This window comes from Myxococcus qinghaiensis (genome assembly GCF_024198215.1).
GTDB classification, from domain to species: Bacteria; Myxococcota; Myxococcia; order Myxococcales; family Myxococcaceae; genus Myxococcus; species Myxococcus qinghaiensis.
This window is the reverse complement of record NZ_JAKCFA010000004.1, coordinates 281384-300063: the sequence shown is the minus strand read 5'-3', so window position 1 is coordinate 300063 and position 18680 is coordinate 281384. Positions and strand designations below refer to the sequence as shown.

Annotated in this window: 2 protein-coding genes; one reads left to right on the top strand and one right to left on the bottom strand. The window is 69.0% G+C overall.

Going from position 1 to position 18680, the window contains the following annotated elements; all coding sequences use genetic code 11:
- Window positions 1–101 precede the first annotated feature (101 nt).
- Window positions 102–3845, top strand: a complete 3744-nt coding sequence (locus LZ199_RS08815) for a type I polyketide synthase (RefSeq protein ID WP_253993200.1) — start codon at window positions 102–104, stop codon at window positions 3843–3845.
- On the opposite strand, the gene LZ199_RS08810 is transcribed toward LZ199_RS08815, so the two are convergent.
- Window positions 3842–18535 (bottom strand): non-ribosomal peptide synthase/polyketide synthase, encoded by a 14694-nt coding sequence (locus LZ199_RS08810; RefSeq protein WP_253993199.1) that lies wholly within the window; start codon window positions 18533–18535, stop codon window positions 3842–3844. The two genes, LZ199_RS08815 and LZ199_RS08810, sit on opposite strands and share 4 nt — an antisense overlap.
- Between the last annotated feature and the right edge of the window lie 145 nt (window positions 18536–18680).

Sequence of the window (18680 nt, the reverse complement as noted above, 5' to 3'; positions counted from 1 at the left end):
CCAACTGCTATTTCAGCTTAAATCAGTTTTATCAGCCTGTGAGGCTCTCCACGTTCAACTCGCGCGGCCAGCCATGCTCTAGTTCGGGGATGGGTGAAGACGTGTCTCATGAGCCGCCCGGCCCGACGGCCATCGCCATCGTCGGGCTGTCACTGCGCTTTCCGGGCGCATCGGACGCACGGCGCTTCTGGTCCAACCTCATCTCGGGCGTGGAATCCGTCACGGTGCTGGACGCGGAGCAGCGCGCGAAGGCGGGCTTCCCCTCGGACGAGGGCTGGGTCGCGGCGGCGGGCGTCATCGAGGGCGCCGACCTCTTCGATGCGCGCTTCTTCGGCTACTCACCTCGCGAGGCGGAGCAGCTGGACCCACAGCAGCGCCTGTTCCTGGAGTGCTGCTGGGGCGCACTCGAATCCGCGGGCCAGGCCGCGCGGGCCCGGCCGTTGCACGTGGGTATCTACGGGGGTGCTTCGCTCAGCACGTACCTGCTGACCAACGTCCTTCCGAGCATGGAGCGGCGCTCCAGCGACTGGACGGAGAGCATCCTCGGGACTCACAGCGACTTCCTGGCGACGCGCGTGGCCTACAAGCTGAACCTCACCGGGCCGGCGATGACGGTGCAGACGGCGTGCTCCACGTCGCTGACCGCCGTGCATCTCGCGTGTCAGGCGCTGCTCGCGGGGGAGTGCAACCTGGCGCTCGCGGGAGGCGCGGCCGTGCGCTCACCGCAGCTCGTCGCCTACCCCACTCAGGAGGGCGGCATCTCTTCTCCCGATGGTCACTGCCGTGCCTTCGATTCCCAGGCAGCGGGCACCGTGCCAGGGAACGGTGTCGGCGTCGTGCTCCTCAAGCGACTGGAGGATGCGCTCGCGGATGGAGACCCGATTCGCGCGGTCATCCTCGGCTCGGCGGCCAACAACGATGGCAACAGCAAGGCGGGCTTCACCGCGCCCTCCGTCTCCGGACAGGTGGCCGCCATCAGCGACGCGCTGGCTCTGGCGGGAGTCGAGCCTCACACCATCTCCTTCATCGAGGCCCATGGCACGGGCACCCCGCTGGGAGACCCCGTCGAGGTCACCGCGCTCAAGCAGGTCTTCCGAGGCGTGGCGCCGGGCACCATCGGACTGGGCTCGGTGAAGAGCAACGTCGGTCATCTCGACGCGGCGGCCGGAGTGACAGGACTCATCAAGACGGTGCTGGCGCTGGAGCACCGACAGCTTCCGCCCACCGTCCACTTCCGTCAGCCCAATCCGCTGCTGGAGCTCGCGGGCAGCCCCTTCTACGTCGTGGCCGAGCCTCGTGCCTGGAACAGTCCGGGTCCTCGGCGCGCGGGCGTGAGCTCGTTCGGCATGGGCGGCACCAATGTGCACGTCGTGCTCGAAGAGGCGCCCACTCGACCGAGCGACCCGCCTCGCCGGGAAGAACAACTGGTGTTGCTGTCCGCCCGGTCCGAGGCCGCGCTGGAGCGGATGACCACGGAGCTGACGGAGCACCTGGGCCACACCGAAGCCGCGCTCGCGGATGTGGCGCACACCCTCCAAGTCGGGCGCAATCGCTTCGGCTGGCGACGCTTCGTCACCGCGAGCACGCGCTCGGAGACGACGGAGCGACTGGGTCATCGGGATGACGCCCTTCGACCTCGCACCACGTTCGATGAAGCGGAGCGACGAAGCGCTGTCTTCCTCTTTCCGGGCGGAGGCGCGCAGCGGGTGAACATGGGCGCGGAGCTGCTCGGCGAGCCCGCGTTTCGCGACGCCGTGGACCGCTGCGCCGCGCTGCTGCGTGCCCCGCTCGGTGGCGACTTGCGCGAGGTGATGTTCGCGCCTCCGGAACGCTACGACTCGGCGGCTCGCGAGCTGGCGCGTCCGCTGTGGACCCAGGCGGCGCTGTTCACATGCGACTGGGCGCTGGCGCAGCTCTGGCTGTCCAGAGGTGTCCAGCCCGAGGCCCTGTTGGGCCACTCGCTGGGCGAATACGTCGCGGCCTGTCTGGCGGGAATCTTCACGCTCGAAGAGGCGCTGGAGCTGGTCACCGCGCGCGGAAGAATCATGGAGCGGCTTCCTCCTGGCGGGATGACGGCGGTCCTCGCGCCGCTGGCCCAGGTGGAGTCCCTGCTGAGCTCCTCGCTGTCCGTCGCGGCCATCAACACGCCCTCCGACTGCGTCATCTCGGGGCCGCTGGAGGCGCTCGATGCCTTGGAGGCCACGCTCGCGGGACAGGGCGTGGAGACGCGCCGACTGCATCTGAGCCACGCGGCGCACTCCGTCATGCTGGAACCGCATCTGACGGACTTCGCGCGCGTGGTCTCCCGCTTCTCGCCGCGTGCGCCCAAGCTGCCCGTGGTGTCGAGCCTCACCGGACGCTGGCTCGGTGAGCGCGAGGCGGCGGACCCCACGTACTGGTGCCGCCATCTTCGTGAGACGGTGCGCTTCTCCGACGGACTGCACCTGTTGCTCTCCAGTGGAGACCGGGCCTTCATCGAAGTCGGTCCGGGGACGGGGCTGACCTCGCTCGCACGAAGGCATCCGACCCGCACGTCGCAGCCCGTGCTGTCGACCCTGACGTCCGCCTCGGTGGAGCGGCCTCCGCACCCACTCGCGTCACTGGGTGAAGCCTGGCTCGCGGGTATCACCATCGACTGGGAGCGCTTCCGCGCGGGGGAGCGGCGCCGACGTGTCGCACTGCCGGGCTACAGCTTCGACCGTGAGCGACACTGGATTGAGCCCGTCACGGTTCCTGGGACGACTCGTTCCGTGGAAGCTCGCGAAGAAGCGCGGATCGATATTCGTCGAGCCGAGGGCGCTCATGCCGCGCCGCCTCGCGATGCCACGGAGCAGGTGTTGCTGGAGTGTTTCAAGCTCACGTTCCATCTGGAGAACATCGGCATCCACGATGACTTCTTCGCGCTGGGCGGAGACTCACTCCTCGCCTTGCGCCTGAGTGCGCGCATCCAGGACCGCCTTGGCGCGCGGCTTCCCCTGAAGACCGTGCTGGAGTCACCCACCGTCGCGCGACTCGCGGCGCGCATTGGAGAAGGTGCTCGCGACGCCGCGCCCACGGCCCCCAGTTGCCTCGTGCGGCTCCAGGAGGGAACTCACGGGGCGCCCGTCTTCTTCGTGCACGCAGCCGGAGGACAGGTGCTCTTCTACCGTGAGCTGGCCAGACACCTCGCTCCCGAGCGGCCCATGTACGGCTTCGAGTCGGTGGGACTCGAAGCGGGGGCCGCGAGTCACACCACCGTGGAGCAGATGGCGGAGCACTACCTCGCCGCCCTTCGTGCCGTGCGTCCCAGAGGCCCCTACCTGCTCGTGGGCGCATCCCTGGGTGGCACCATCGCCTACGAGATGGCGCGCCGACTGTCGGCTGAAGGCGACAGCGTGCCCCTGTGCGCGCTCCTGGACACGCCGCCACCCGGGCACGTCTCCGCGGAGCTCGCGGATCAGGTCTCGCTGCTGACCTTCCGCGCGGGGAAGACGTTCACACCGTCCACCGAGTGGCCGAAGGACCTGTCCATCGAAGAGCAGTTCCGCCTGCTCCAGGAGGAAGCCGCACGGGACGGTATCGAGTCCCCCTTCTCGGAGCTCGAAGCGGCCCGCCGACAACTGGACGTGCTGCGCGCGAACACGCGGGCGTTGAGCCTCTACGCGCCGCCGCGCTGGGACGGGGGCGAGCTCCAATACTTCCGCGCCCGACAGCCACCTCCCGGCTTCCCACCTCACCCGGAGCTCGGCTGGTTGGACCTGGGCGCGGCGGCGCGCGTGGAGGTCGTCCCTGGCGACCACCACACGATGCTGCAAGCACCTCATGTCGAGGTGCTCGGAGCGAAGTTGGCGCGCTTGCTGCGTTAGTCCGAGCCCGGTCGTCTCCGCCGCTGCTGTGCCAGACGCTGGAGTCCCTCGCGTCTGTCTCCGGAGGTCGCTGACTGACGCGGCGCCTCCGGCTCCGGTGCGGGCCCCAGCTGCGCGGCGAGCGTGCGCACGGTAGAGAACTGGAGCAGCAACACCAACGGCACCTTGCGCTCCAGTCGCTCCTCCAGCTTCAACTGGAGCATCTGCAAGAGGAGCGAGTTGCCGCCCAGGTCGAAGAAGTTGTCGTCCGCGCCCACGCGGTCCAGCTTCAGGACCTCCGCCACCGACTGGGCGAGCACCTGCTCCAGCCCCTCTTGAGGCGCGACGTAGCCACCGCTCAGCTCTGGCCGGTGCGCCTCGGGCACGGGCAGCGCCTTCCAGTCCACCTTCCCATTCGGCGTGAGCGGCAGCTCGCGCAGCATCACGAACACCGAAGGAACCCAGGGCTCCGGCAGCGAGCGCTTCAACCACGCGCGCAGCACATCCGCCGTCAACGGGGCGGCATCCTCCGTCGGCACCACATACGCCACCAACCGCGTGTCTCCCGGCGTGTCTTCCCGGCCCATGACCACGGCGGACCGGACCTCCGGATGGGCCGTGAGCGCGGCACTCGCCTCCGCGGGCTCGACGCGCACGCCACGCACCTTCACCTGGGCATCGGCACGCCGCAGGTACTCGAACCTTCCGTCTTCGAGCAGCCGCACCACGTCACCCGTTCGATACAGCCGTCCCCCGTCACCATACGGGTCCGGGACGAAGCGCTCGGCCGTCAGGTCCGGACGCCCCAGGTAACCTCGCGCCAGTCCCACGCCACCGAGGTACAGCTCGCCCCAGACTCCCCTGGGAACCAGGTTGCCCGCGTCATCCATCACCCGCACCACCACGTTGCGCAACGGCCTGCCAATCGTGGGGCGTGTTCCCGGGAAGCACTCGCCCCAGGTCGCGGCCACCGTTCCTTCCGTCGGGCCATAGCCATTGATGAAACGTCGCCCCGGACTCCACCTCGCCACCAGCTCCGCGGTGCAGGCCTCGCCCGCCGAGAGCAGGACTCGGAGCCTGGGGAGCTCGACCACCGGCATCATCGCCAGGACCGACGGCGGCAGGGTCGCCACGGAGATTCGCTCGCGCGCGAGCAACTCCGCCAGGGGCCTTCCAGGCGCCATCTGCGCACGCCGGGCCAGGACCAGCGTCGCCCCGTGCAGCAGCGCGGGGAAGACCTCCGCCACGGAGGCATCGAAGCTCACCGTCGCGAACATCAACGTCCTGTCGCCTGGGCCAAGACCGCCGAGCACCGAGGGGAAGGACTCCACCAGGTTCGCCGCGCCACGGTGCGCCAGCAGCGTCCCCTTGGGGCGCCCCGTGCTCCCCGACGTGTAGATGACATACGCGAGGTTTCGCGCCGTGACTTCGGGCGCCAGCGACTCCGCGCCCACCAGGTCATCGAGCTCACCGATTTCATCCAGCAACACGGTGGCCCCTGACCAGGCGAGCTGGGACGCCTCTTCCGAGCGCGACACCAGCAGCGCGACCTTCGCGTCATCCAGCATGTACGCGAGGCGCTCCGGTGGATGCTCCGGGTCCATCGGAAGGTAGGCGCCTCCCGCCTTGAGGATGGCGAGCATCGCCACGACCCAATCGAGGCTCGGCCCCAGGCACAGGCCCACCACCACGTCGGGCCTCACACCCCACTTGCGCAACACCGTGGCCAACTTGTGGGCTCTCCGGTCGAGCTGGGCGTAGGTCAGCGTCCGACCCTCCATCTCCACCGCCACGGCCTCGGGCGTTCTCGCGACCTGGGCCTCGAACATCCGGTGCAGGCACTCACCCTCGAAGGGCGCTTCGCTCCCTCCCCGTGCCAGCAACTCCCGCCGTGAGGACTCACTCAGGAGCGGAAGGTCTCGCAGGCGTCGGTCCGGCTCGGTCACCGCGCCTTCCAGCAGACGCTCCAGGTGTTCTCCGAAGCGCTCCATCGTCGCCACGTCGTACAGGTCGCTGCTGAACTCGAGCACGCCCTCGATACCCTCCGCGGCTTCTCGCAGACCCAGCGCGAGGTCGACCTTGGCGGCACGAAGCCCCAGGTCCAACGGGCGCTGCGTGAGGCCGGACAACGACAGGTCTCCCGAAGGCGTGTTCAAGAGCTGGAACCCCACCTGGACCAACGGCGCGCGACTCATGTCACGCCTCAGGCTCAGGGCCTCCACCAGCTTTTCGAACGGCACTTCCTGGTGCCCGAAGGCTCCCAGCACCGACTCCTTCACCCGCCCCAACATCTCCCGGAACGTCAGCTCGCCCGAGGCCTCCGTCCTCACCACCAGCGTGTTCACGAAGAGGCCAATCAGGCCCTCCACTTCCTTCGTCGTCCGTCCCGACACCGGTGAGCCCACCACCACGTCCCATTGCCCGCTGTAGCGCGCCAGCAGCACCTGGAAGCCCGCCAGCAGCGTCATGTACAGCGTCACGCCCTCCCGCAGGCTCAGCTGCTTCAGCTTCTCGCTCAGCACCGTGGACAGCTTCACCGCCACGCTCGCGCCCTGGGACCCCTGCACCGCCGGCCTCGGACGGTCCGTCGGCACCTCCAGCGCTTCGGGTACTCCCGCCAGCTTCGTCCTCCACCACGACAGCTGCGACTCCAGCACCTCCTCCTTCAACCACTCCCGCTGCCACACCGCGTAGTCCACGTACTGCACGGGCAGCTCCGGCAGCGTCGCGGCCTCTCCCTTCACATGGGCGCCATAGAGCGTCTCCAGCTCCTTCGTGAGCACCCACGTCGACCAGCCGTCCGCCACGATGTGGTGCAGCACCAGCACCAACACGTGCTCCTGCTCGCCCAGCTTCAGCAGCGTCACTCGCAGCAGCGGGCCCGCGCTCAAGTCGAACGGACGCCGTCCTTCTTCGGCCCCCAGCCGGAGCGCCTCTTGCTCTCGGGTTTCGACGGGGAGGCCACTCAGGTCCACCACGGACAACGGCAGGGAGGCGGCGGCGTGGATGCGCTGCACGGCCCCCTGCTCATGCTGATGGAAGGTCGTCCTCAGGGACTCGTGGCGACGAACCAGGTCATTGAAGGCGCGCTCCAGGGCCTTCACTTGGAGCACGCCCTCCAGCTTCATCGCGAGCGCGATGTTGTAGAGCGAGCCACCCGGCTCCAACCGGTCGAGGAACCACAAGCGCTGCTGCGCGAACGACTGGGGCAGTGCCTCCGTCCGTGCAGTAGGGACCAGCTCTGGACGACCTGTCCTGAGCCCGTCCTTCACGAGCTCATCCAATCGCGAGGCCAGCGCGGACACCGTCGGTGCCTCGAAGAGCATCCGCACCGGCACGTCGCGACCCAGCGTCTCTCGCAGGCGCGAGGCCACCTGCATCACCAGCAGCGAGTGTCCTCCCCGCTCAAAGAAGTGGTCCTCCGCGCCAACGCGCTTCACGCCCAGCAGCGGAGCCCAGAGCTCCGCCACCCGCTCCTCCATCGCCGTCCTGGGCGCGATGAAGGACTCCAAGGTCGGCTCGGAATCCCGCCGCTCCGTGCGCTGGGCGCGGATGCGAGCTGACGGAGCCCTCTCCGGCACTTCAGTGTGCCCAGGCATCCCGAGCGCATCCAGCCGCGCGTCGGGCATCGCCACCGCGAACTTCAGCAACGACTCGTAGTGGATGGCCAGGCGCTCCACGGTCTCCGGGTCGAACAGGTCCGTGTTGAACACCCAGTACCCCGCCATGCCCTCCGAGTCCTCCCGCACGGACAACGCGAGGTCGAACTTCGCCACCTGCGTCCCCAGGTCCAGCGGACGCAGCGCGAGCCCTGGCAGCGACAGGTCTCCAGAAGGTGCGCTCTGGAGCGCGAAGGACACCTGCACCAATGGCGAGCGGCTCAGGTCGCGAGACAGCTGCAACGCGTCCACCAGCTTCTCGAACGGCACTTCCTGATGCGCGAAGGCGCCCAGCACGGACTCCCGGACCTGCGCCAGCAGCTCCCGGAACGTCAGCGCCCTCGACGCCTCCGTCCTCACCACCAGCGTGTTCACGAAGAAGCCAATCAGGCCTTCCACTTCCTTCCTCGTCCGCCCCGACACGGGTGAGCCCACCACCACGTCCCACTGCCCGCTGTAGCGAGCCAGCAACACCTGGAACGCCGCCAGCAGCGTCATGTACAGCGTCACGTCCTCCGCGCGGCTCAACCGCTTCAGCTTCTCGCTCAGCTCGAAGGACAGCCGCACCGCCAGGCTCGCGCCGCGATGACCTTGCACCGCGGGTCTCGGGCGGTCGGTCGGCAGCTCCAGCGCTTCGGGGGTGCCCTCCAGCTTCGCCCTCCACCACGACAACTGTTCTTCCAGCACCTCCCCCTTCAACCACTCCCGCTGCCACACCGCGTAGTCCGCGTACTGCACCGGCAGCTCTGGCAACGCCGCGTCTCCGCCCTTCACCTGGGCGGTGTAGAGCGCCTCCAGCTCCTTCGTGAGCACGCCCATCGACCAGCCGTCGGACACGATGTGGTGCAGCACCAGCACCAGCACGTGCTCCTGCTCGCCCAGCTTCAGCAGCGTCACTCGCAGCAACGGGCCCACGCCCAAGTCAAACGGGCGCTGCTCCTCCTGCATCCCGAGTCGCAAGGCCTCTGGCGCTCGCGCCTCCACGGGCAGCCCGCGCAGGTCCACCACGGACAGCGGCACGGACACAGAAGGACTGATGTGCTGAACCGCGCCCTGCGCGCCTTGGCGAACCGTCGTCCTCAGGGACTCGTGGCGGCGAACCAACTCATGGAACGCCTTCTCCAGCGAGCCAACGTCGAGCGCGCCCTCCAACGTCATCGCCAGGGCGATGTTGTAGAGCGGGCTGTTCGGCTCCAGCCGGTCGAGGAACCACAAGCGCTGCTGCGCGAAGGAGAGAGGCGGTGCATCCGCCCGCGATGCAGGGAGCAGCTCCGGACTCCGAGCCCCGAGACCACCCCGCACCAACGTGGACAGCCTCGTGGCCAACGAGGACACGGTTGGTGCCTCGAAGAGCATGCGCACAGGTACTTCGTGTCCCAAGGCGGCTCTCAGCCGGGACGCGGCCTGCATCACCAGCAGCGAGTGCCCACCCCGCTCGAAGAAGTTGTCCTCCGCGCCCAGGCGCTTCACACCCAGCAGCGGAGCCCACGTCTCCGCCACCAGCTCTTCCATCGCGGTCCTGGGGGCGATGAAGCCCTCCAACCCCTCCTCTGAAATCACGCGCTCACCGCTGCGTGACTGGATGCGGGGACCCGCGACCTTCACCGGGACCTCGCGGTGCCCAGGCATCGGAAGCGCTCGCAGCTTCGCCTCCGGCACTTCCACGACCGCCTCCAGCAAGCGCTGGTAGTGCGTCGCCATCCGCTCCACGGTCGCCGTGTCGAACAGGTCCGAGTTCAGCTCCCAGTAGCCCGACAGTCCCTCCGCGTCCTCCCGCACGGACAACGCGAGGTCGAACTTGGCGGTCCTCGTCCCCAGGTCCAGCGGTCGCTGCGTGAGCCCCGGCAACGACAGGTCTCCCGACGGCGCGCTCTGGAGCGCGAAGGACACCTGCACCAACGGCGAGCGGCTCAAGTCGCGAGACAGCTGCAACGCATCCACCAACTTCTCGAACGGTACTTCCTGGTGCGTGAGCGCCCCCAGGACCGCGTCCCGGACACGCCTCAACATCTCCCGGAACGTCAGCTCGGCCGACGCCTCCGTCCTCACCACCAACGTGTTCACGAAGAAGCCAATCAGCCCTTCCACTTCCTTCGTCGTACGCCCCGACACCGGCGAGCCCACCACCACGTCCCACTGTCCGCTGTAGCGCGCCAGCAGCACCTGGAAGCCCGCCAGCAGCGTCATGTACAGCGTCACGCCCTCCGCGCGGCTCAACCGCTTCAGCTTCTCGCTCAGCTCCGCGGACAGCTTCACCGCCACGCTCGCGCCTCGATACCCCTGCACCGCCGGCCTCGGTCGGTCCGTCGGCACCTCCAGCACCTCGGGCGCTCCCGCCAGCCTCGCCCTCCACCACGACAACTGCTCCTCCAACACCTCACCCTTCAGCCACTCCCGCTGCCACACCGCGTAGTCCGCGTACTGCACCGGCAGCTCCGGCAACGCCACGTCCCCGCGGGTGTAGAGCGCCTCCAGCTCCTTCGTGAGCACTCCCATCGACCAGCCGTCCGCGACGATGTGGTGCAGCACCAGCACCAGCACGTGCTCCTGCTCGTCCAGCTTCAGCAGCGTCACTCGCAGCAGAGGCCCTGTGCCCAGGTCGAACGGGCGTTGGCCTTCCTCGGCGCCGAGTCGAAGCGCTTCCCGCTCTCGCGCCATGACGGGCAGACCGCTCAGGTCCACCACGGGCAGGGGCGCTGGCTCGAAGGGACGGATGTGCTGCACGGCTCCCTGGTCTCCCTGCTCGAAGGTCGTCCGCAGGGATTCGTGGCGACGGACCAACGTGTGGAAGGAGCGCTCCAGGGCCGCGACGTCCAGCGCCCCTGTCAGTCGCATCGCGAGGGGGATGTTGTAGAGCGGGCTGTTCGGCTCCAGCCGGTCGAGGAACCACAAGCGCTGCTGCGCGAACGACTGGGGCGGAGCTTCCGTGCGAGTCGTGGGCACCAGCTCCGGACGGCCTCGTCCGGCACCACCGCCCACGAGGGTCTCCAGGCTCCTGGCCAGCGTGGCGACGGTGGGCGCCTCGAAGAGCATCCGCACCGACACCTCGCGCCCCAACACCTCACGCAGCCGCGAGGCCACCTGCATCACCAGCAGCGAGTGCCCTCCCCGCTCGAAGAAGTTGTCATCGACTCCCACGTGCTTCACGCCCAGCAGTGGAGCCCAGACTCCCGCCACCAGCTCCTCGATGGCCGTCCTCGGCGCGATGAACCCCTCCGGCACGGATTCTGGAGCGAGCAGGTCCAACCGCCGAGCCTGGAGGCGAGCCACCGGCACCTTCACCGGCACTTCGTGATGCCCCGACAGCGGAAGCGCGCTCAGCTTCGCCTCCGGATTCTCCACCGCCGCCTCCAGCAGTTGCTGGTAGTGCGTCGCCAGGCGCTCCACGGTCTCCGCGTCGAACAGGTCCGTGTTGAGTTCCCAGAAGCCCGTCAGGTCCTCCGCGTCCTCACGCACCGACAGCGCGAGGTCGAACTTCGCCATGCCTGGCTCGTAAATCACCTCCGACGAGGACAGCCCCGGCAGCGCCGGCAACTGCGCGGGCCCGTTCAAACCAAAGGCAATCTGGACCAGGGGCGCGCGACTCAAGTCGCGGCTCGACTGCAACGCCTCCACCAGCTTCTCGAACGGGACTTCCTGGTGCCCGAAGGCGCCCAGCACCGACTCCTTCACACGCTCCAACATCTCGCGGAACGTCAGCTCGGCCGACGCCTCCGTCCTCACCACCAGCGTGTTCACGAAGAAGCCAATCAGCCCTTCCACTTCCTTCGTCGTCCGCCCCGACACCGGAGAGCCCACCACCACGTCCCACTGTCCGCTGTAGCGCGCCAGCAGCACCTGGAAGCCCGCCAGCAGCGTCATGTACAGCGTCACGCCCTCCGCGCGGCTCAACCGCTTCAGCTTCTCACTCAGCTCCGTGGACAGCTTCACTGCCACGCTCGCGCCTCGGTACCCCTGCACCGCCGGCCTCGGTCGGTCCGTCGGCACCTCCAGCACCTCGGGCGCTCCCGCCAGCCTCGCCCTCCACCACGACAACTGCTCCTCCAGCACCTCCCCCTTCAGCCACTCCCGCTGCCACACCGCGTAGTCCGCGTACTGCACCGGCAGCTCTGGCAACGCCGCATCCCCGCGGGTGTAGAGCGCCTCCAGCTCCTTCGTGAGCACTCCCATCGACCAGCCGTCCGCGACGATGTGGTGCAGCACCAGCACCAGCACGTGCTCCTGCTCGTCCAGCTTCAGCAGCGTCACTCGCAGCAGCGGCCCTGTGCCCAGGTCGAAGGACTGCCTCGCCAGCGTCTCCACCTGGCCGCGCACGGCGTCCTCCGAGGCCTCCACCACCGACAGCGGGACCGCCACGTCCGAGGCGATGCGCTGCACCGGCTCGCCTTCCACTTCCTCGAACGTCGTGCGCAGCGCCTCGTGTCGTCGCACCATCGCCGAGAGCGAGTGCTCCAGCGCCTTCACGTTCAACGCGCCTCGCAGGCGGACGACGAACGGCAGGTTGTACGAATACCCTCCCGCGTCGAGCTTCCCGAGGAACCACAGGCGCTGCTGCGCGAACGACAGCGGCATCGCGGCCTGTCTCGACACTCGCACCGGCACAGGGGTGCTCGCTCCCTGCGCACTTGCCTTCACGGCTTCCAGTCGCTCGGCCAGGGCCTCCACGGTGGGCGCCTCGAACACCCACCGCACCGGCACATCACGACCGAGCGCCGCTCGGAGCCGCGACACCACGCGCGTCGCCAACAACGAATGGCCACCGAGCGCGAAAAAGTCGTCCTTCACGCCCACCCGCGCCACGCCGAGCAGCGGAATCCAGATGCGCGCCACCAACGACTCCATCACCGTCCGAGGCCCCTGCACCGCCTCCGCGCTCGGCCCGTCCTGCTCCGGCGATGGCAGGGCCTTTCGGTCCACCTTCCCGTTCGCCGTCAGCGGGAGCGCCGCCAGCTTCACGAAGGCCGAGGGCACCATGAACTCGGGCAGCTTCTGCTTCAGCCAGTCCCGCACCCGAGGTGCCTCGAGCGGCTGCGCGTGCTCGACGTAGTACGCGACCAGGCGCTTGCCTCCCGCGCCATCCCGCACCACCACCAACCCATCCTTCACCGCCGGATGCCCGAGGAGCGCTGCCTCCACTTCGGCCAGCTCGATGCGGTAGCCCCGCACCTTCACCTGGCTGTCTCGCCGGCCCAGGAACTCCAGCACTCCATCCGGACGGAAGCGCGCCAGGTCTCCCGTGCGATAGAGCCGCTCGCCCGGCACCGCGCTGAACGGATTCGGAATGAAGCGGTCCGCCGTCACATCCGGCTGGCGCAGATACCCTCGCGCGAGGCCATCACCTCCGATGTACAGCTCGCCCGCCACGCCCACCGGAACGGGCTCCATCCCCGCATCCAGCACATAGACCTGCGTGTTGCCGATGGGGCGACCGATGGGCACCGACGCGCCCACGTCCTCCACTCGCGTCATCCGATGGACCGACGTGAAGAGCGTGCTCTCCGTCGGCCCGTAGCAGGCCGTCACCGGAATCTTCAGCTCCTCCAGCACCCGCTTCACGTGCGGCGCGGACACCACGTCTCCACCCGTCAGGAGCTGGCGCACGCCCTTCAGCCCGTCCATCCCCAGCTCCACCATCTGGCTGAACAGACCCGCCGTCAGGTGCAACAACGTGACGGAGTGCCGATGGAGCACGTCCGTCAGCAGGTCCAGCTCACTGGGCGAACGCGGCGGGAAGACCACCAGCCTTCCACCCAGGCACAGCGGTCCCCACACCTCCAACGTCGACGCATCGAAGGAGATGGGCGCGATGAGCAGGAACGTCTCCTCCGGCCCCAGTCGCGCGTAGGGGGCTCCGTACAGCAACCGCAGCACGCCCCGATGCTCGACAGCCACGCCCTTGGGCCGCCCCGTGCTTCCCGACGTGAAGTCCACGTACGCCAGATTGCGCCCCGAGACCGGCATGCGCGGCGCCGTCGTCGGCAGGCCCGCCAGTCGCTCCTCCTCCAGCAGCATCAACTCGGGACGCCCCTCCTGGGGCAACTGCTCCAGCAAGGCGCGCGTGGTGATGAGCAACCGAGGCGTCGTGTCCTCCAACATCTGCTCCAGCCGCCGCGCCGGATAGCTGGAGTCCAGGGGCACATACGCACCACCAGCCTTGAGGATGGCCAGCAGCGACACGATGAGCTCCACCGAGCGCTCCAGGCACACCGCCACCAGCACATCCACGCCCACGCCACGCGCCTTCAGCGCCCACGCCAGTTGATTGGCCCGAGCCTCCAGCTCCCGATAGCTCAGCCGCTGCTCCCCGAACTCCAGCGCCACCGCGTCCGGCCGCAGCGCCACCTGCTCCTCGAAGAGGTGATGGACGCAGCCCTCGCGCGGGAACTCCACCGCCGTCTGGTTCCATGCCTCCAACACGCGTTGGCGCTCGTCCGGCGGCAGGAGCGGAAGCGCCGACAGTCGCGCCTCCGGTCGGCTGGAGAGGTTGCGCAACAGCTCCAGGAAGCACTCCGAGATGCGCTGGACGGTGGAGGGCTCGAAGAGGTCCGCGTTGTAGATGAGCTGCCCTTCGACTCCTGCTCCAGGTGCGTCGACCAGCAACAGCTCCAGGTCGAACTTGGCGATGGTGCTCGCGAAGTCCCAGGGGCTCGCGGGGACACCCGGCAGCGTGAGCAGCGGCGCGGCCTCCTGCAACGTGAAGAGCACCTGGAACAACGGCGAGCGACTCAGGTCTCTCTCCGGGCGGAGGTGCTCCACCAGTCGCTCGAAGGGCACGTCCTGGTGCGCGAGCGCTCCCAGCACGGTCTCCTTCGTCTGACGCAGGAACGCCTGGAACGAGGACGCTGAATCCGGCTGTGCTCGCAGGGCCAGCGTGTTCACGAAGAAGCCCATCAGCCCCTCCGTCTCCCTCGCCGTCCGCCCCGACACGGGTGAGCCCACCACCACGTCCCACTGTCCGCTATAGCGCGCCAGCAACACCTGGAAGCCCGCCAGCAGCGTCATGTACAGCGTGGCGCCCTCGCGACGACTCAGCCGCCGCAGCGCCTCGCTCAGCTCCGAGGACAACCGCACCGGTACGCTCGCCCCTCGGTACCCCTGCACCGCGGGCCTCGGCCGGTCCGTGGGCAGCTCCAGCACTGGCGGCGCGCCCTTCAGCGCCTCCTTCCACCAGGAGAGCTGCGACGCCTCCACGTCTCCCGTCAGCCAGCCGTGCTGCCACACCGAATAGTCCGCGTACTGCACCGGAAGCTCGGGCAGCGACGCGGTCTCGCCCTTCACAGCCGCGCCATACAGCGACTCCAACTCGCGAGTGAGCACGCCGAGCGACCAGCCATCCGCGACCAGGTGGTGCAACACCACCACGAGCACCTGTTCGTCACCGCGCGTTCGCAGCAGCGTCGCGCGCAGCAGGGGCGCCCGCGCCACGTCGAACGGCGCCTGGACCTCCCGCACCACGCGGCTTCGCACGGCCTCTTCCACGTCGTCGGCGCCCTCCACCGACTCCACCGTCAGAGGTACAACGGCATCAGCGGCGACGCGTTGAACGGGCTCACCTTCCACTTCGACGAAGCTCGTGCGCAGCGCCTCGTGTCGGCGGACCACCTCCGCGAGTGCTCGCTCCAGGGCCTCCACCTTCAAGGCACCGTGGAGTCGGACGACGAAGGGCAGGTTGTACGAATGTCCTCCCGCGTCGAGCTGCGCGAGGAACCACAGGCGCCGCTGTGCGAACGACAGGGGCGGGTCCACGAGCCGCTCAGCTCGCGTCAGTACCGGCAACCGTGCGTGCCCTCCCAGTGTGCCCAGTCGCTCGGCCAGCGCCTCCACCGTGGGCGACTCGAACAACAGTCGCACGGGCACGTCGTGGCCCAGGGCATCCCTCAGTCGCGACACCACGCGCGTCGCCAGCAGCGAGTGCCCACCGAGCGCGAAGAAGTCATCCCTCACGCCCACGAGCGAGACACCCAGCACTTCCTGCCAGACCTCCGCCAGCGTCCGCTCCAGCACGTCACGCGGCGCCTCGTAGCGGGCTCCTTCCTCCGCTCGTCGCGAGTCCACCTCTGGCAGCGCGCGGCGATTCACCTTGCCGCTGGGAGTCAGCGGCAGCGACTCCAGGCGCACCAGCACGCCCGGCACCATGTACTCGGGCAGCCGCTTCGCCAGTCGACGCTTCAGGTCCTCCGCGTCCCAGGACTCGGGCTGCTGATTCGCCTGCCGGCGCTTCAAGTCCTCCGCGTCCCCGGACTCGGGCCGCACGACGTACGCCACCAGTCGCTTCTCTCCCCCGTCCGTCCGCCGCACCACCACTGCCGCGTCCGTCACTCCGGGGAGTTCCTTCAGCGCCACCTCCACCTCGCCCAGTTCGACACGGAAGCCGCGTACCTTCACCTGCTCGTCCGCGCGACCCTGAAGCTCCAGGTTCCCGTCCGCCAGCCACCGCCCCCGGTCTCCCGTGCGGTAGATGCGAGGCCCGTCCCTGTCTCCATCCAGGACGTTCGGAACGAAGCGCTCCGCCGTCAGCTCCGGTCGCCCCCAGTAGCCGTGCGCGAGGCTCCGCTCTCCCACGCACACCTCTCCCGTCACACCGATGGGGCACGGGGCGCCCCACGCATCCAGCACCCACACCCTCGCGGGGACGATGGGCCTGCCCACCGGAGGAAGCGCCGGCCACGTCGAAGGCGGCCCCTTCGCCCTCCACGCCGTCACCACATGTGTCTCCGTGGGGCCGTACTGGTTCTCCAGCACGCAGCCCGGCAGTCGCTCGAAGAACGACACCACCGCGGGCGTCACCTGCAGCGGCTCGCCCGCCGTCACCACTTCCCTCAGAGGCGGAAGCTCCACCTCGTGCCGGGCTCGCTCGCTGAGCGCCTGGAGCGCCACGAAGGGCACGAAGAGCCGCTCCACGCGATGCTCTCGCAGAGATGCCATCAACGTCGCGGGGTCCTGACGCGTCGCCGCCGAGACGAGCACCAGCGTGCCGCCCTCGCACAACGTGCAGAACAGCTCCTGGAACGACACGTCGAAGCTCAGCGAGGCGAACTGGAGCGTCCTCGCCCCAGGCGCCGACGTGCTCGCCAGCTGCCAGCTCACCAGCGTGCCGAACGCACGATGGGACATCGTCACGCCCTTGGGCTGCCCCGTGCTCCCCGACGTGAAGAGGACGTAGCAGGGGAGCTCCGGCGACAGCACCCACCCGGGCGCCACGGTGGACTGCTCCGCGATGCGCGCGGCCTCCTCTTCCAGCCGCACCCTCCGCGCCGTGCCCTCTCCGGGCAACGCATGCTCCAGCGCGCCGTGCACCAGCACCACGGGCGCGCCCACGTCGTCGAGCATCTGAGCCAGTCGCGACGGTGGATAGCCCGGGTCCAGCGGCATGCAGGCCGCGCCCGCCTTCAGCGTCGCCAGCACCGCCACCGGCAGGTCGAGGCTGCTTCGCTCCAGGCACAGCCCCACCACGCTTCCAGGGCGAATCCCCAACGCCATCAAGTGGTGCGCGAGCTGATTGGCCCGCTGCTCCAGTTGCGCATACGTCAGGGAGCCGCCGCCATTCGTCACCGCCACGGCCGAGGGCGTGCGCGCCGCCTGCGCTTCCACCCGCCGATGCATCAACCACGACGGGTGTTTAAGCTCCTCCCACCTCGGCCACTCCGGCAACACCCTCCGCCGCTCCTCCTCGTCCAGGAGGTCCACCTGCCCGACCTTGCGCTCCGGGTCCTCCAGCACGCCCTTGAGCAGCGCCACGTAATGACCGGCGAACCTGCGCACCGTCGCCTCGTCGAACAGCGCCGTGCTGTACTCCCACAGCGCGACCCAGCCCTCCGGTGTCTCGCGCACGAAGAGCGTGAGGTCGAACTTCGCGACGCCCGGCTCGAAGTCCACGTCGCGCGACTCCAACCCCGACAGTCGCACCAGCGGCGGCGCGTTCTGGAGCACGAGCAGCACCTGGAACAACGGCGAGCGACTCAAGTCCCTCACCGGCCGCAGCGCATCCACCAGTCGCTCGAAGGGCACGTCCTGGTGCTGGTACGCCCCCAGGCACGCCTGACGCACCCGTCCCAGCAACGACTTGAAGGACTCGTTGCCGTCCACATCCACGCGCAGCGCGAGCGTGTTGGCGAAGAAGCCGATGAGCCCCTCCACCTCGCGCCGCGTGCGCCCCGCGATGGGCGTGCCCACCACCACGTCCGGCTGTCCGCTGTGCCGAGACAGCAACGCCTGGAGGCTCGCCAGCAACAGCATGAACGGCGTCACCGCCTCCTGCTTGCACCGCTCCCGCAGCGCCTTCATCAGCTCCGCGGGCAGCGGCACGCCCAGCACCGCGCCCTTGGCCGACTGCACCGGAGGCCTCGGTCTATCCGTCGGCAGCTCCAGCGCGGGCGAGGCGCCCTCCAGGTGCTGCTTCCACCACGCGAGTTGCTCCTCCAGCACCTCCCCCTTCAGCCACTCGCGCTGCCACACCGCATGGTCCGCGTACTGCACCGTCAGCGCGGACAGCTTCGACTCGCGGCCTTCGAGGAAGGCGCCGTACAGCTCGCCCACGTCCCGTTCCAGCAACGACAACGACCAGCCGTCGCACGAGATGTGGTGCAGCGTCAGGAGCAGCACGTGCTCCTCTTCATCCAGGCGCAACAGCCGCGCGCGCAGCATCGGCCCCATGCCCAGATCGAACGGACGCCGTGCCTCCTCCTCCGCGAGCCTTCGGGCCTCCTGCTCGCGCTCCGGTCCCTCCAGTCGCTCCACCACCAGCGACACCGGCGCCTCGGGGGCGATGCACTGCACCGGCTCGCCTTCGACCTCCGCGAAGGTCGTCCGCAGCGCTTCGTGCCGACGCACCACCTCCGTCAGCGCGCGCTCCAGCGTTGATACATCGAGACGTCCCTTGAGCCGCGCGAAGAAGGGTGCGTTGTAGGCGAAGCCCGACGGGTCCAACCGTGAGAGGAACCACATGCGCCGCTGGGCGAAGGAGAGCGGAGGCGGCCCCTCCCGACGAACGGGCACCACAGGCGGCGGCCTGCGAACACGAGGGCTCGCGGGCTTCGGCTCATTCGCGGACATGTCGACACCTCAAACTCAAGAAGACGAATCTCGGAAGACACGAAGCCCCGCGTCGGTGAGACCGACACCCGGCGCTTCGCGAAGGCGTGAAGCTCGAGTCCCCGAACAGTCACTCGGAGACGGTGGCGGGAGGAGGCCCGCCTCC

Excerpts from the sequence above, each read along its gene's own strand:
- LZ199_RS08810 (WP_253993199.1), bottom strand. The coding sequence starts at position 18,535 with ATGTCCGCGAATGAGCCGAAGCCCGCGAGCCCTCGTGTTCGCAGGCCG.